The organism is Salipiger sp. (assembly GCF_048261495.1).
Taxonomy (GTDB): Bacteria; Pseudomonadota; Alphaproteobacteria; order Rhodobacterales; family Rhodobacteraceae; genus Salipiger.
This window is the reverse complement of record NZ_JBLXFX010000014.1, coordinates 1-14,151: the sequence shown is the minus strand read 5'-3', so window position 1 is coordinate 14,151 and position 14,151 is coordinate 1. Positions and strand designations below refer to the sequence as shown.

Genomic DNA, 14,151 nt, shown 5'->3' with positions numbered 1-14,151 from the left:
GACCGCGGGGTCCGGGCCCTTTCGCATCAGTCGAACACCGGCGCGTAGGGCACCAGCGTGCGGTCCACGATCCGGTAGCCGGTCGCGGTCATCGCGTCGATCCGCGCCATGTCGACCGAGGACAGGGTGAAATCCATCACGTCGAAATTCGCCGCGATGTTGGCCGGCTTCGTCGACATGGTGTTGATCGACACGCCCTTCTGCAGAATCCAGCGCAGCACGACCTGCGCCGCGCTCTTGCCGAAGGCGCTGCCGATCTCGGCAAACAGCGGGTAGCCGAACACCTTCCCCCGCGCCACCGAGCAGTATGAGGAGAGCGGAATGCCGGTTTCCGCCGCCGCCGCCAGCAGGGTTCCCTGGTCGAGCAGGGGGTGGAATTCCACCTGGTTCGTGACCAGCGGGCAGGAGACGGCGCGCACCGCCTCGCGCATCATCGCGGCGGTGAAATTCGACACCCCCACATGTGCGGCAAGACCCGCCTCGCGGGCCTGTTCCAGCCGCTCCAGCACCGGCGCGATGGGGCCGTCCGCGGGCGGCCAGTGCAGCAGCAGGACGTCGACCCGGTCGAGCTTCAGCCTGCGCAGGCTCTCCTCGACCGAGGGCAGGAACGCGTCGGGTCCGAAGTTCTCGACGCCGACCTTGGTGGTGATGCACAGCTCCTCGCGGGGGATGCCGGTCGCGGCCAGCGCCTCGCCGGTTTCGGCCTCGTTGCCGTACATCTGCGCGGTGTCGAAGGCACGGTAGCCGACCTCGGCCGCGGTGCGAATCGCCTGCCTCAGATCGTCGCCCTTCAGGGGAAACGTGCCGAAGCCGCGCTGGTTGGTTTTCTCGAAATAGATGCTCATTGCGGGTCCTCCTTGCGGAATTATTGTAACCATATGGTTACTTAAATGGGAAGCAAATAAAGCCACTTGAAGCGCGATAGCTTTCCATGCATACCTATCAGTAACTGGTTAGTTACAAACTGCGGACAGAAAGGGCGGAGGCAAGATGTCGAAGGTCAGAACGGCGGAGGAGGCCGTCCGGCTGGTGAAGGACGGAGACGTGCTCGCGGTCAATTCGTCGAGCGGGCTGTGCTGCCCGGACGCGGTGCTGGCCGCGCTCGGACAGAGGTTCGAACGCGACGGCGCGCCGCGCGACCTGACGGCGATCCATCCCATCGCGGCGGGCGACATGTTCGGCACCAAGGGGGTCGATCACATCGCGCATCCGGGCATGATCCGGTGCATCATCGGCGGGTCCTACCCGTCGGGTCCGAGCGCGGCAGAGCCGCCTCTGATCTGGCAGCGCATCCTTGCCGACGACCTCCGGGCCTACAACCTGCCGTCGGGCGTGATCTTCGACATGCTGCACGAAGGCGCCGCCCGGCGTCCGGGCGTGCTGACCAAGGTCGGGATGAAGACCTTCGTCGATCCGGACCTGGAAGGCGGCGCGATGAATGCCGCCGCGCGGGCCGAACCGCTGGTGCAGCGCCGCCGCTTCGACGGCGAGGACTGGCTGTATTTTCCAGCGATCTCGCCCGATGTGGCGATCATCCGCGCCAGCACCGCCGACGAACGCGGCAACCTCAGCTTCGAGCAGGAGGGGGCCTATCTCGGGGCGATGGAACTGGCGCTGGCCGCGCGCAACAGCGGCGGAACCGTCATCGCGCAGGTGCGCCGGGTGGCGATGAACGGCTCCATCCGGCCCCATGACGTGCGGGTGCCGGGCATCCTCGTCGACGTGATCGTCGAGGCCCCGGAGCAGTTGCAGACGACCGCGACCGATCACGACCCGGCCATCTCGGGAGAGTTGATAAGGCCGCTCGATACCTTCACCACGCCGGAGTTCAACGTCGGCAAGGTGATCGCGCGCCGCGTCGCGCAGGAGCTGCGACAGGGCTGGGCGGTGAACATCGGGTTCGGGATCTCGGCCAACGTGCCGCGCATCCTGCTCGAGGAAGGCTGCCACGGCGATGTGACCTGGATGATCGAACAGGGGGCCGTCGGGGGCATTCCGCTGCTCGATTTCAAGTTCGGATGCGCCGCCAATGCCGAGGCCTTCGTCGCCTCGCCCCAACAGTTCACCTATTTCCAGGCGGGCGGGTTCGACGCCTCGCTCCTGTCGTTCCTCGAGGTCGGGCGCGACGGGTCGGTCAACGTCTCGCGGCTGGCCGCCACGCCGCACCGGACCGCCGGGGCGGGCGGCTTCGTCGACATCACCACGCGGGCGAAACGCATCGTCTTTTCGGGGAATTTCAACGCCGGTGCCAAGATGCACCTCGAGGACGGCAAGCTGGTCATCGACCGCGAGGGACGGATCGCCAAGTTCGTCGACGCGGTCGACCAGGTCTCGTTCTCGGGGGAACGGGCGGTGGAGCTGGGGCAGGACGTGACCTATGTCACCGAACGCTGCGTGCTGCGCCTGCGCGGCGGGCGGCTGGTGGTCACAGAACTGGCGCCGGGGCTCGACCTGAAGCGCGACGTGCTCGACCAGGCGGCCACGCCGCTCGATGTGGCGAACGACCTGCGCAGCATGGACGAGAACCTGTTCCGCGAGGCGCCGATGGGCCTGACGCTGGCCGGCCCGGCATGAGCGCCGGGTTCTCGCTGGGCGTCGCGGGGGGCGTCGGGCTGCTGCGGATCGAGCGGGCGGAAAAGCGCAACGCGCTCGACGCCGCGATGACGGAGGAGCTGTTCGCGCTCTGCCGCCGGATCGAGCGGGACGAGGCCATCGACGTGGTGATCCTGACAGGCACCGGCCGCACCTTTTGCGCGGGGGGCGATATCGACGCCTGGAGCACTCAGCGCCCGGAGGATTTCGCGCGCCACTGGCTGCGCAACGGGCACGATGCCTTCGACGCGCTGGCGCGGCTGCGGCAGCCGGTCATCGCGGTACTGAACGGCCACGCGCTTGGCGGCGGGCTGGAGCTGGCCGCCTGCGCCGACTACCGGATCGCCGAAGCGCATGTGAAGATCGGCCTGCCCGAGGCCGGGCTCGGCATCATCCCGGGGTGGTCCGGAACGCAGCGCACGGTGCGCCGCTTCGGCGCGCAGGTGGTGCGGCGCATGGCCCTCTTCGGCGAGATTTTCGGGGCGGAGGAGGCGCGCGCGCTGGGGCTGGTCGATGCGCTGGCCGAAACCGGCGACGGGCTTGCCGCCGCCGGGGCATTGGCGCAGCGCCTGCAGGGACGCGGGCCGCTTGCGACGGAACTGGTCAAGATGCTGATCAACACCGCAGAGGGCGAAGAGGGCGGGCGCGCGATCGAGGCCATCGCCGGCAGGCTCGCCGCCGGTTCGGTGCAGTTGCAGGAGGGGCTTTCCGCCTTTCGCGACAAGCGCGTGCCCCGGTTCCGGAGCGTCGCACCGGGAGAGGTTTCATCAAAGGAAAAGGTTTCACCAGAGGAGGAGTAGGGGATGATCCGTCATCTTGTTCATCTGCGGTTCCGCGAGGATGTCTCGGGGGCCGAAAAACAGGCGCTGTACGACCGGCTGCGCGGGCTTTCGTCGCGGCTCGACGGGTTCCTGGGGCTGGAAAGCCGCCCCAACATCGCGGCGGAAACGCACCTTGTCCGCGGCTTCGTCGACATGTTCTGGATCGACTTCGCCGATCTCGCGGCGCGGGACGCCTATCTTGCCGATGCCGAGCATCTGGCGATCGGTGCCGATATCGTCGCGGCGCTGGACGGGGGCGATGCGGGCGTCATGGTCTGCGATATCGCCCTCTGACATTGCTCCCGCAAAGACGCCGGTCCGGGGCTGTTGCCCTGCGGACCGGCGTGACCGCCTAGCGATAGACCATCAGCCGGTTGATCCCGCGCTGCACGGTGTCGCCGCGCTGGTTCGTCACGTCGAAGGCCAGCGTGACGATGCCGCGCTCCGGGTTCGACGTTTCGCGCAGCTCCTGCACGGTGATCGTCGCGCGGATCGTGTCCCCCGCCAGCACCGGCGCCCGGAACTGCCAGTCCCAGCCGAGCGAGGCGAGCGCCTCGAACTGCGCGGGGGTGCGGTTCTTGAGCCCGTCCACCACCGACAGCACCAGCAGCCCGTGCGCCACGCGGTCGGCAAAGCCGTGGCGGCGCGCGGCGTCGCGGTCCATGTGGATCTCGAAGCGGTCGCCGGTCATATCGGCAAAGGCGTCGATGCGCGCGGTGGAGATGCGTTCGGCGGCGGTCTCGATCCGGTCGCCGGGGCTGAGCCGGGACAGGCGATACCGCCCCGGCTCGAGGAGACGTCCCGCCGTCACGCCGGAACCGGCGCGTCGTCGCGCAGCAATCCGAGGCGCTTCAGCTCGGCCCAGAACTCGGCCGGGATCGGGGCCGAGAACCACTCGAGGTTCTGCTGCAGCTGCGCGACCGTCCGGGTGCCCGCCATGAAGGTCGGGATCGCCGGATGCGCGACGACGAATTGCAGCGCGGCGGCGGGCAGGGGCACGGCGTAGTCGGCGCAGACCGCCTCGATCCGGCGGACACGCTCCATGATCTCCGCCGGGGCGGGGGCATAGTTGTACTTGGCGCCCTCCCGGGCCCCGGTGGCGAGAATGCCGGAGTTGAAGCCGCCACCCACGACCACCGCCGCGCCGCGCGCCTCGCAGAGCGGCAGGAAGGTATCGAGCGATTCCTGCTCGAGCAGCGTGTAGCGCCCGGCCAGCAGGAAACAGTCGAAATCCCGCTGTTCCAGCGCGGTCTGGCAGACCTGCCATTCGTTGACGCCGACGCCGATGGCTTTCAGCACGCCTTCGTCGCGCAGTTGCGACAGCGCCTTCCAGGCCCCGTCCATCGCCTGCCGGAACACCTCGGGCTGTTCGGCGCCGCGGGTGAAGACGTCGATGTCGTGGATGAAACAGATGTCCAGCCGCTCCAGGTTCAGCCGCTGCAGGCTGTCCTCGATCGAGCGCATGGTGCCGTCATAGGTGTAGTCGAACTCCATCGTGAAGCGCCCGGCATTGGTCCAGGGCGCATAGTCGATGTCGGCCTTGCGCGCCGGTTTCAGCAGCCGCCCGACCTTGGAGGACAGCACGAAATCGTCGCGCTCCTTCCAGCGCAGGCCGTGGCCGGTGCGCAGTTCGGCCAGCCCGTGCCCGTACATCGGCGCGGTGTCGAAATACCGGATGCCCGCATCCCAGGCGGTTTCGATCATCGCCTCCGAGGTCTGCTCGTCGATCTCGCGAAAGATGTTGCCGATGGGGGCGGTGCCGAATCCGAAGGCCGTCACCTCCAGGTCGGCGCGGCCGAATTTGACCTTTGCGTCAGGGTTCATCTGTTCCTCCCGTATGTAACTAATTGGTTATATACAGCCGGATCGTGACGTATTTCAAGAGGCTTGCGACTCGGCTTGACCAGGGTGATCGACGATCATATAAGTAACTAGATGGTTACTGTGGAGGAGCCGGATGTACATCACCGAAACCCATGCGCAGGTGCGCGACATGACGCGGCACTTTGCGGATTCCGTGATTCGACCCGTCGCCGAGGAGCTGGACCGCGAGGAACGGTTCCCCGCCGAAATCTACGCCCAGATGGCCGAACTGGGCCTGTTCGGCATCAGCGTGCCCGAAGAGATGGGCGGCCCGGGTTTCGACACCCTGACCTATGCGCTGGTCATGGAGGAACTGTCGCGGGGCTATGCCTCGATCGCGGATCAGTGCGGTCTGGTCGAACTCATCTCGACCCTGCTGTGCCGCCACGGCACGGCGGCGCAGCGCGACCGCTACCTCGGCGACATTCTCGCCGCGAAGACCCGCGTCGCCTATTGCATCACCGAGCCGGAGGCGGGCACCGACGTGTCGGGCATCCGCACCGAGGCGGTGCGCGACGGCGACGGCTGGGTGCTGAACGGCGGAAAGATCTGGATCCACAACGCCCCGGTGGCCGACCTCGGCTTTGTCCTCGCGCGCACCGACAAGGCGGCGGGGCATCGCGGCATGTCGATCTTCATCGTCGATTTCCACGCCGCCGGGGTCACGCGCGGGGTCAAGGAACACAAGATGGGCCAGCGCGCGAGCCAGGTCGGCCCGGTGACCTTCGACGACGTGCGCCTGCCCGCCGACTCCCTGCTCGGGGCCGAGGGTCGCGGCTTTCACATCATGATGAGCGTGCTCGACAAGGGGCGCGTCGGCATCGGCGCGCTGGCGGTGGGCATCGCGCAGGCGGGGCTCGAGGCGGCGGTGGACTATGCCCGGCAGCGCAAGCAGTTCGGCAAGGCAATCTCGGATTTCCAGGGCGTGCAGTGGCTGCTGGCCGACATCGCCAAGGACGTGGAGGCGGCGCGGCTGCTGGTCCACCAGGCGGCGTCGAAGATCGACAGCGGCGCGGATGCGACCCGCTACTGTTCCATGGCCAAGTGCTTTGCCGGCGATACGGCGGTGGCGCGCACGGCGGACGCGGTGCAGGTCTTCGGCGGCTCGGGCTATATCAGGGGGTTCGAGGTGGAACGCCTCTATCGCGATGCCAAGATCTGCCAGATCTACGAAGGCACCAACCAGATCCAGCGCATGATCATCGCGCGGGAACTGCTGACCAAGGGGGCGGCGGCATGAGCGGGCAGGTCGCGCTGGTCACCGGATCGGGCCGCGGCATCGGCTTTGCCGCCGCGCGGGCGCTGGTGCAGGAGGGCTTCGCGGTGGCGCTGAACGGGCCTGCCGAGGATGCCGAACTCGCCCGGGCCGTCGCGCAGCTGCGCGCCGAGGGCGGGCAGGTCGCCGGGGTCGCCTTCGACGTCACCGACCGCGCGGCCGGGGAGGCCGCGCTCGCCCGGGCCGAGGCGGCGCTCGGTCCGCTCACGACGCTGGTCAACAACGCGGGCGTGGGGGTGATGCGGCGCGGTGATCCGCTGGACGTTGCCGAGGACAGCTTCGACCGTTGCATCGCGGTCAACACCAGGGCGATGTTCTTTCTCTGCCAGTCCTTCGCCCGGCGCCTTTTGGCGCGCGACCGCGACCCGGCGCTGTTTCACGCCATCGTCAACGTCACCTCGTCCAATGCCGTCGCCGTGGCGGTGCCGCGCTCGGAATACTGCGTGTCCAAGGCCGGGGCGGCCATGGTCTCCAAGGCCTTCGCCGTGCGCCTCGGCCCCGAGAACATCGCCGTCTACGACGTGCAGCCGGGCCTGATCGCGACCGACATGACCGCCCCCGTCATCGCGCAATACGAAGAGCGCGCCCGCGACGGGCTGACCCTGATCCCCCGCGTCGGCCAGCCCGAGGAGATGGGCCGCATCATCGCCGCGCTTGCCTCGGGCAAGCTGCCCTACACGACCGGACAGGCGATCTCGGCGGATGCCGGGATGCTCGTTCCCCGTTTCTGAGGAGACCCGCCATGAAGATCGCCCTTCCCGATGCCTCCGGACGGCTGTCCGACCACGTACTGACCGGCACGCCGCTGCCGGAAGCGCGCCTGCCGGCAGATGCCGCGCGGGTGGTCTATTCCGCCGCGCACGTGGTCGCCGATCCCTTCACCGCCAACGATCCCTCCGGTCCCGCGACCGTCGACTGGGCGCAGACCATGGCATTCCGACACCACCTGCACGGGCTGGGCCTGGGCATCGCCGAGGCGATGGACACCGCGCAGCGCGGCATGGGGCTCGACTGGGCGGGGGCGCTGGAGCTGATCCGCCGCACCCGCGCCGAACTGCCCGACGCGCTGGTGGCGAACGGTGTCGGGACCGATCACCTCGATCCCGCCGGGGCGGGCAGCCTCGACGAGGTGAAGCGCGCCTACATGGAGCAGCTCGACGCGGTGCAGGCGCTCGACGCGCGGGTGATCCTGATGGCGAGCCGGGCGCTGGCGCGCGTCGCCACCGGGCCGCAGGACTACATCCGCCTGTACGGAGAGCTGCTGTCGGCCGCGGACCATCCGGTGATCCTGCACTGGCTGGGCGAGATGTTCGACCCCGCCCTCGCGGGGTACTGGGGCGCCGCGGGTTTCGACGACGCGCTCGACACGGTGATCGAGATCATCGAAGCCAACGCCTCCCGGGTCGACGGCATCAAGATCTCGCTTCTCGACAAGGACAAGGAGATCGCCCTGCGCCGCCGCCTGCCCGAGGGGGTGCGGATGTATACCGGCGATGATTTCAACTATCCCGAACTGATCGAAGGCGATGCGCAGGGCTTTTCCCATGCGCTGCTCGGCATCTTCGACCCGCTGGCCCCGGCCGCCGCCCATGCGGTCGATCTGCTGGGGCGGGGCGATGCGGCGGGGTTCCGGGCCGTGCTCGACCCGACGGTGCCGCTGGCGCGGCTGATCTTCCGCGCGCCGACGCAGTATTACAAGACGGGCGTGGTGTTCCTGGCCTGGCTGAACGGCTTCCAGAGCCACTTCACCATGCTGAACGGCGCGCAGACGATGCGTCCGCTGCCCTATTTCACCGAGATCTTCCGGCTGGCCGATTCCTGCGGCCTGCTGCGCGATCCCGACATGGCCGTCGCGCGGATGAAGCGGCTGCTGGCGCTCTACGGGGTGGCGTGATGCGCGATTTCAGCCGCGATCACTCGGCGCTGGCGCTGAACACGGCGACGCTCGGCCACAATGTCGAGGGTCACGGCGCGGGCTGGTCGCCCGAGCAGGTGATCGACGCCTGCGCCGAACGGGGCTACGGCGGCATCGTCTTCTGGCGGCGCGAGATCGGCGAACGGGCGGTGCGGATCGGCGAGCGCGCCCGCGCCGCCGGGCTGGCCGTCGCCGGGCTCTGCCGCACGCCCTTCCTGACCGGCCCGCTGGTCTGCGGCGACGATGCCGCGATCATGGCCGATTTCCGCGCCTCGATCGACATGGCCGCGGCCCTCGGCGCGCCGGTGCTGACCATCGTCACCGGCGGTATCGAGCCGGGCACGCGGGGCACCGGGGAAAGCCGCAAGCGGCTCGCCGACCGGATCGCCCGCGCCGCGCCCCATGCCGCGGCCTGCGGCGTGCGCCTCGCGCTCGAACCGCTTCACCCGGTCTACGGCGGCGACCGGACCTGCATCATGACCGTGGCCGATGCGCTCGACATCTGCGACGCGGTCGGCGCGCCGGGCCTCGGGGTGGCGGTCGACGTCTATCACACCTGGTGGGACAGCACCCTGCCCGCCGTGCTGGCCGAACGGGGCCGGGGCCGCATCCTCGGCTTCCACCTGTGCGACTGGCTGGCGGAAACGCGGGACGTGCTGCTCGACCGGGGGATGATGGGCGACGGGGTGGCCGATCTGCGCGGATTGCGCCGCGCGGTCGAGGCGGCCGGCTACGACGGCCCCTGCGAGGTCGAGATCTTTTCCGCCGAGACCTGGTGGCGCCGCCCCCCGGGCGAAGTGCTCGACACCATCGTGGAGCGGTTCCGCAGCCACTGCTGAACCCCGTCCGGGGCGCGATCGCGGCCACCGGCACCGGAGCATATTCTGAGGATATGCCCATCATCGCGAACATATATTTGAGTGATGACTTGCCGGGATGCTAGATCGCTGCAACCGTGCCAGAAGGAGAGCCGCCATGAAAGACCTGCCCGATGCCTACCAGGACATCCGCGACGGTATCCGCGCCCTGTGCGCGCAGTTCCCGGACGAATACCACCGCAAGGTCGACGAGGCGCGCGGCTACCCGGAGGATTTCGTCGATGCGCTGACCCGCGAAGGCTGGATGGCGGCGCTGATCCCCGAGGAATACGGCGGTTCGGGCCTCGGGCTGACCGAAGCCTCGGTCATCATGGAAGAGATCAACCGCGCGGGCGGCAATTCCGGCGCCTGCCACGGCCAGATGTACAACATGAACACGCTGGTGCGGCACGGCTCCGAGGAACAGCGCCAGCGCATCCTGCCCAAACTGGCAAGCGGCGAGCTGCGCCTGCAGTCCATGGGCGTGACCGAGCCCACCACCGGCACCGACACGACGCAGCTCAAGACCACCGCGGTGAAAAAGGGCGACCGCTGGGTGATCAACGGCCAGAAGGTCTGGATCAGCCGGGTGCAGCACTCCGACCTGATGATCCTGCTCGCCCGCACCACGCCGCTGTCCGAGGTGAAGAAGAAGTCCGACGGCCTGTCGATCTTCCTCGTCGACATCCACGAGGCGATGAAATCCGGCATGACCGTCCGTCCGATCCCCAACATGGTCAACCACGAAACCAACGAGCTGTTCTTCGACAACCTCGAGATCCCCGAGGAGAACCTGATCGGCGAGGAGGGCAAGGGCTTCAAGTACATCCTCACCGGCCTCAACGCCGAACGCACGCTGATCGCGGCGGAATGCATCGGCGACGGCTACTGGTTCACCGATCGGGTGACGAAGTACGTCTCCGAGCGCACGGTCTTCGGCCGTCCCATCGGCCAGAACCAGGGCGTGCAGTTCCCCATCGCCGAAAGCTACATCGAGGTGCGCGCCGCCGACCTGATGCGCTTCCGGGCCTGCGAGCTCTACGACGCGGGCCAGCCCTGCGGCGCCGAGGCCAACATGGCCAAGTACCTCGCGGCCAAGGCAAGCTGGGAGGCGGCCAATGCCTGCCTGCAGTTCCACGGCGGTTTCGGCTTTGCCTGCGAATACGACGTGGAGCGCAAGTTCCGCGAAACGCGGCTCTACCAGGTGGCGCCGATCTCGACCAACCTGATCCTCTCCTTCGTCGCCGAACACGTGCTCGGCCTGCCGAGGTCGTTCTGATGCTGCCGCTGGCGGGTCTCAAGGTGGTGGCCATCGAACAGGCGGTGGCCGCACCCTTCTGCACCTCGCGGCTTGCCGATGCGGGTGCCGAGGTGATCAAGATCGAACGCCCCGAGGGCGATTTCGCGCGCGGCTACGACGACGTGGCCGCGGGGCAGTCGAGCTATTTCGTCTGGCTGAACCGGGCCAAGACCTCGGTCACGCTCGACCTCGGGTCCGAAGCCGGCAAGGCCGAACTGGCCCGCCTGCTGGGCGAGGCGGATGTGCTGGTGCAGAACCTCAAGCGCGGCGCGCTGGCCCGGCTCGGGTTTTCCTTCGAGCGGCTGGCGGAGGACTTTCCGGGCCTGATCACCTGCTCGATCACCGGCTACGGCGAGACCGGGCCGATGGCCGACCGCAAGGCCTATGACCTGCTGATCCAGGCGGAATCCGGGCTGTGCTCGATCACCGGCGGGCCGTCGGAACCGGCGCGGGTGGGCATTTCCATCGTCGACATCGCCACCGGGGCGACGGCGCATTCCGCCATCCTCGAAGCGCTGATCCGGCGCGGGGTGACGGGGCAGGGGGCCAATATCTCGGTCTCCATGTTCGACGTCATGGCCGACTGGCTGACCGTGCCGCTGCTGAACCACGAGGGCGGCAAGCCGCCGAAGCGGCTCGGCATGGCGCATCCCTCCATCGCGCCCTACGGGGTCTTCACCGCGAAGGACGGGGCGCAGGTGCTGATCTCGGTCCAGAGCGACCGGGAATGGCGCAAGCTCTGCGAGGTCTTCCTCGGGCAACCGGAGCTGGGCGAGGATCCGCGCTTTGCCACCAATGTCGCCCGCGTGACCCATCGTCCCGCGACCGATGCGGCGATCGCCGAGGGCTTTGCCCGCCTCACCGGAGCCGAGGCCATCGACGCCCTGCTGCGCGCCGACGTCGCCCTTGCCCGGGTCACCGACATGGCCGGGCTCGCGGAGCATCCGCATCTGCGCCGCATCACCGTCGACACGGATGCCGGGCCGGTGTCCTATCCGGCGCCCGCCCCGCTCTGGGACGACGCGCCCCGCAGCTACGGGGCGGTGCCGTCCCTCAACCCCCTGGAGGCCTGAATCATGGATCTGGATCATCTGCGCGGCTGGATCGGCCGGGAGGAAACTCAGTCCGAACTGCTGACTCCGGCGCTGGTGCAGCGCTTCAACGCCACCTTCGACCGCGAAGGTCCGCTGGAGGAAGGGGCCGAAGCGCCGCTGCTCATCCACCTCTGCCTCTGCCAACCCGCGGCGCCCACCGCCGCGCTCGGCACGGACGGGCACCCGGCACGCGGCGGCTTTCTGCCGCCGGTGCCGCTGCCCCGGCGGATGTGGGCGGGCGGCGCCTTCGAGTTCCACGCCGCGCCCCGCATCGGCGAGACGATCACCCGCCGCTCGGTCATCGAGGACGTGACCATGAAGGAGGGCCGCACCGGCACGCTCTGTTTCGTGACCGTCACGCACCACGTCTCGGCGGGCGACCGCGCGCTGATCACCGAACGCCAGGACATCGTCTATCGCAACGCCGACGCGCCCGGCGCTCCGAAAAAGACGCCGGAGCCCGCACCGGCCGGCGCAAGCAGCAAGGAGATCGCCGCCACCCCGGTTCTGCTGTTCCGCTACTCGGCGCTGACGTTCAACGGTCACCGCATCCACTACGATCAGCCCTATGTGACGGGCGAAGAGGGCTATCCCGGCCTCATCATTCACGGCCCGATCCAGGCAACCATGCTGGCGCAATATGCCGCAGACCTGCGCGGCGCGGCACCGGCGCGCTTCACCTTCCGCAGTCTCTCGCCGATCTTCGACACCGCGGACTTCACGCTCAACGCCGGCGATGACGGCGCGGCGCTGACCCTCTGGACCGCCGGAACCGGCGGACCGAAGGCGATGGAGGCACGGGCCGAATGGTGAGCCGCATCCGCGCCCCGCTCTTCGTTCCCGCCGACCGGCCGGAGCGCTTCTCCAAGGCCGCGGCCTCGGGGGCCGACGCGGTGATCCTCGACCTCGAGGATGCCGTCGCCGCCGAGGCCAAGGACCGCGCCCGCGCCGCGCTGAGCTGTTCCTTCACCGATCTGCCGGTGATCGTGCGGATCAACGCCACCGGCACGCCCTGGCACGAGGCCGACCTCGCCGCGGTGCGCGCGCTGCCGGTGGCGGGCGTGATGCTTCCCAAGGCCGAGGGCCCGGTCTCGGTCGCGACGGTCTGCCGGGCGCTGGCGGGCCATGCGCCCGTGCTGGCGCTGGTGGAATCCGCGCTGGGCCTCGCGAATGCCCGCGGCATCGCGGCGCTGCCGGGCGTGGCGCGGCTGGTCTTCGGCTCGGTCGACTATTGTGCCGACCTCGGCTGTGCGCACCTGCGCGAAGGCCTGCTTCCGGCGCGCACCGAACTTGTGCTGGCCTCGCGCCTTGCGGGCAAGGCGGCGCCCCTAGACGGGGTGACGGTACAGCTCGACGATCCTGCCGTGACCGCCGATGACGCGCGCCACGCCCGCGACCTCGGCATGGGCGGAAAGCTCTGCATCCACCCGAAACAGACCGCCGGGGTGCTGCAGGCCTTCCTGCCGTCCGAGGCCGAAATCGGCTGGGCGCGCCGCGTGCTGGCCTCGGGCGACGGCGCCGTGTCGGTGGACGGCGCGATGGTGGACGAACCCGTGCGCCTGCGCGCCCGGGCCATCCTTGCCGACGCGGGGCAGGCGGCATGAGCCTGCCGCGGCTGGTCCTGGTCCCGGGTCTGCTCAACGATGCGGAGCTCTGGCGCGATCAGCTCGACGGGCTGCGCGATGTCGCGCGCCCGGTCGTCGCCGACATCACCCGCGGCGCGACCCTGGACGAGATGGCCGAGGCCGTGCTGGCGGTGGCCGGGCCACGCTTCGCGCTGGCAGGGTTTTCGCTCGGCGGAATCGTCGCGCTCGAGGTGATGCGCCGCGCCGCGGATCGGGTGAGCCACCTCGCGCTGCTCGACACGACGATGCTGCCCGACGATGCCGACCGCGCGGCCGAGCGGGCGCGACTGGTGGCGCTGGCGCAAACGCCGGGCAGCTTTCACGGCTTCGGCGAGAAGGTGCTTCTGGGCTATCTCGCGCCGCAGAACGTCGTGAAGCCTGCCATCGCCGGGCGCATCCGCAGCATGACGGCGCGGCTGGGCCCCGAGGTCTTTGTCCGCCAGAGCCGCGTCGCACGGCCGGACAACCGCGCGCTGCTCGGCACGCTCGACTGCCCGGTGCTCGTGCTCTGCGGCGAACACGACAGCATCACCCCGCCCGCCCTGATGCGCAGCATGGCGGCGGATATCCCGAGGTCGCGCTTCGTGCTGCTGCGCGGCAGCGGGCACATGACGCCCATCGAGACCCCGGAGCGGGTCACGGAGGAGCTGCGCGCCCTGCTCGCGCGCGACGCAGGGGCGCACTGACGAAACGGCGCCGGTCGCCATGGAACAACAAAGGAGGTTGCATCCGATGAAGGTACTCGTACCCGTGAAGCGCGTGATCGACTACAACGTGAAGGTTCGCGTGAAAGCGGACGGGAGCGGGG

The 14,151-nt window shown here is 69.1% G+C and carries 15 protein-coding genes; 12 read left to right on the top strand and 3 right to left on the bottom strand.

Annotation, left to right across the window (positions count from 1 at the left end):
* Nucleotides 1-26: 26 nt before the first annotated feature.
* On the bottom strand, nt 27-845 hold the full coding sequence (locus ACN0RJ_RS20195; protein WP_417722316.1) for an aldo/keto reductase: 819 nt from the start codon (nt 843-845) through the stop codon (nt 27-29).
* A 145-nt stretch (nt 846-990) separates the two neighbouring features.
* Between ACN0RJ_RS20195 and ACN0RJ_RS20190 the strand changes: the two genes are divergently transcribed.
* The 3 genes from ACN0RJ_RS20190 to ACN0RJ_RS20180 are packed head-to-tail and all read left to right on the top strand — an operon-like array spanning nt 991 to nt 3,707.
* Nucleotides 991-2,574, top strand: a complete 1,584-nt coding sequence (locus ACN0RJ_RS20190; RefSeq protein ID WP_417725462.1) for an acyl CoA:acetate/3-ketoacid CoA transferase — start codon at nt 991-993, stop codon at nt 2,572-2,574.
* Nucleotides 2,571-3,392 carry an enoyl-CoA hydratase/isomerase family protein gene (locus ACN0RJ_RS20185; protein ID WP_417725461.1) on the top strand — a complete coding sequence of 274 codons (822 nt, stop codon included), beginning with the start codon at nt 2,571-2,573 and terminating at the stop codon, nt 3,390-3,392. The genes ACN0RJ_RS20190 and ACN0RJ_RS20185 overlap by 4 nt, the downstream gene beginning before the upstream one ends.
* A gap of 3 nt (nt 3,393-3,395) precedes the next feature.
* Nucleotides 3,396-3,707, top strand: a complete 312-nt coding sequence (locus ACN0RJ_RS20180) for a Dabb family protein (protein ID WP_417722319.1) — start codon at nt 3,396-3,398, stop codon at nt 3,705-3,707.
* Between the two features lie 58 nt (nt 3,708-3,765).
* Here ACN0RJ_RS20180 and ACN0RJ_RS20175 read toward each other — a convergent pair whose 3' ends face one another.
* Nucleotides 3,766-4,224 carry a MaoC family dehydratase gene (locus ACN0RJ_RS20175; RefSeq protein WP_417725460.1) on the bottom strand — a complete coding sequence of 153 codons (459 nt, stop codon included), beginning with the start codon at nt 4,222-4,224 and terminating at the stop codon, nt 3,766-3,768.
* Nucleotides 4,221-5,237 carry an aldo/keto reductase gene (locus tag ACN0RJ_RS20170; protein WP_417725459.1) on the bottom strand — a complete coding sequence of 339 codons (1,017 nt, stop codon included), beginning with the start codon at nt 5,235-5,237 and terminating at the stop codon, nt 4,221-4,223. Before ACN0RJ_RS20170 ends, ACN0RJ_RS20175 begins: the two co-directional genes overlap by 4 nt.
* A gap of 133 nt (nt 5,238-5,370) precedes the next feature.
* Here ACN0RJ_RS20170 and ACN0RJ_RS20165 point away from each other — a divergent pair, with 133 nt between their 5' ends.
* The 9 genes from ACN0RJ_RS20165 to ACN0RJ_RS20125 all read left to right on the top strand — a co-directional run bounded on the left by ACN0RJ_RS20165 (nt 5,371) and on the right by ACN0RJ_RS20125 (nt 14,029).
* Nucleotides 5,371-6,516: an acyl-CoA dehydrogenase family protein gene (locus ACN0RJ_RS20165; protein ID WP_417725458.1), complete on the top strand. Its 1,146-nt coding sequence runs from the start codon at nt 5,371-5,373 to the stop codon at nt 6,514-6,516.
* On the top strand, nt 6,513-7,283 hold the full coding sequence (locus tag ACN0RJ_RS20160) for a 3-ketoacyl-ACP reductase (protein WP_417722323.1): 771 nt from the start codon (nt 6,513-6,515) through the stop codon (nt 7,281-7,283). Before ACN0RJ_RS20165 ends, ACN0RJ_RS20160 begins: the two co-directional genes overlap by 4 nt.
* A gap of 11 nt (nt 7,284-7,294) precedes the next feature.
* Nucleotides 7,295-8,446, top strand: a complete 1,152-nt coding sequence (locus ACN0RJ_RS20155; protein ID WP_417725457.1) for a dihydrodipicolinate synthase family protein — start codon at nt 7,295-7,297, stop codon at nt 8,444-8,446.
* Entirely contained in the window at nt 8,446-9,306 is an 861-nt protein-coding gene (locus ACN0RJ_RS20150) for a sugar phosphate isomerase/epimerase family protein (RefSeq protein ID WP_417725456.1), read from the top strand. Before ACN0RJ_RS20155 ends, ACN0RJ_RS20150 begins: the two co-directional genes overlap by 1 nt.
* A 136-nt stretch (nt 9,307-9,442) precedes the next feature.
* The gene (locus ACN0RJ_RS20145; RefSeq protein WP_417725455.1) at nt 9,443-10,603 is read left to right on the top strand and encodes an acyl-CoA dehydrogenase family protein; all 1,161 of its coding nucleotides are present in this window, start codon (nt 9,443-9,445) and stop codon (nt 10,601-10,603) included.
* The gene (locus ACN0RJ_RS20140) at nt 10,603-11,697 is read left to right on the top strand and encodes a CaiB/BaiF CoA transferase family protein (RefSeq protein ID WP_417725454.1); all 1,095 of its coding nucleotides are present in this window, start codon (nt 10,603-10,605) and stop codon (nt 11,695-11,697) included. Before ACN0RJ_RS20145 ends, ACN0RJ_RS20140 begins: the two co-directional genes overlap by 1 nt.
* A 3-nt stretch (nt 11,698-11,700) precedes the next feature.
* Nucleotides 11,701-12,531 carry an FAS1-like dehydratase domain-containing protein gene (locus ACN0RJ_RS20135; protein WP_417725453.1) on the top strand — a complete coding sequence of 277 codons (831 nt, stop codon included), beginning with the start codon at nt 11,701-11,703 and terminating at the stop codon, nt 12,529-12,531.
* Entirely contained in the window at nt 12,525-13,322 is a 798-nt protein-coding gene (locus ACN0RJ_RS20130; protein ID WP_417725452.1) for an HpcH/HpaI aldolase/citrate lyase family protein, read from the top strand. Before ACN0RJ_RS20135 ends, ACN0RJ_RS20130 begins: the two co-directional genes overlap by 7 nt.
* Nucleotides 13,319-14,029 carry an alpha/beta fold hydrolase gene (locus ACN0RJ_RS20125; RefSeq protein WP_417725451.1) on the top strand — a complete coding sequence of 237 codons (711 nt, stop codon included), beginning with the start codon at nt 13,319-13,321 and terminating at the stop codon, nt 14,027-14,029. The genes ACN0RJ_RS20130 and ACN0RJ_RS20125 overlap by 4 nt, the downstream gene beginning before the upstream one ends.
* The last annotated feature ends 122 nt before the right edge of the window (nt 14,030-14,151 follow it).

Coding starts and splice junctions, on each gene's coding strand:
- ACN0RJ_RS20130 (WP_417725452.1), top strand. CDS start 12,525: ATGGTGAGCCGCATCCGCGCCCCGCTCTTCGTTCCCGCCGACCGGCCG.
- ACN0RJ_RS20170 (WP_417725459.1), bottom strand. CDS start 5,237: ATGAACCCTGACGCAAAGGTCAAATTCGGCCGCGCCGACCTGGAGGTG.
- ACN0RJ_RS20125 (WP_417725451.1), top strand. CDS start 13,319: ATGAGCCTGCCGCGGCTGGTCCTGGTCCCGGGTCTGCTCAACGATGCG.
- ACN0RJ_RS20140 (WP_417725454.1), top strand. CDS start 10,603: ATGCTGCCGCTGGCGGGTCTCAAGGTGGTGGCCATCGAACAGGCGGTG.
- ACN0RJ_RS20180 (WP_417722319.1), top strand. CDS start 3,396: ATGATCCGTCATCTTGTTCATCTGCGGTTCCGCGAGGATGTCTCGGGG.
- ACN0RJ_RS20135 (WP_417725453.1), top strand. CDS start 11,701: ATGGATCTGGATCATCTGCGCGGCTGGATCGGCCGGGAGGAAACTCAG.
- ACN0RJ_RS20195 (WP_417722316.1), bottom strand. CDS start 845: ATGAGCATCTATTTCGAGAAAACCAACCAGCGCGGCTTCGGCACGTTT.
- ACN0RJ_RS20160 (WP_417722323.1), top strand. CDS start 6,513: ATGAGCGGGCAGGTCGCGCTGGTCACCGGATCGGGCCGCGGCATCGGC.
- ACN0RJ_RS20150 (WP_417725456.1), top strand. CDS start 8,446: ATGCGCGATTTCAGCCGCGATCACTCGGCGCTGGCGCTGAACACGGCG.
- ACN0RJ_RS20185 (WP_417725461.1), top strand. CDS start 2,571: ATGAGCGCCGGGTTCTCGCTGGGCGTCGCGGGGGGCGTCGGGCTGCTG.
- ACN0RJ_RS20190 (WP_417725462.1), top strand. CDS start 991: ATGTCGAAGGTCAGAACGGCGGAGGAGGCCGTCCGGCTGGTGAAGGAC.
- ACN0RJ_RS20165 (WP_417725458.1), top strand. CDS start 5,371: ATGTACATCACCGAAACCCATGCGCAGGTGCGCGACATGACGCGGCAC.
- ACN0RJ_RS20145 (WP_417725455.1), top strand. CDS start 9,443: ATGAAAGACCTGCCCGATGCCTACCAGGACATCCGCGACGGTATCCGC.
- ACN0RJ_RS20155 (WP_417725457.1), top strand. CDS start 7,295: ATGAAGATCGCCCTTCCCGATGCCTCCGGACGGCTGTCCGACCACGTA.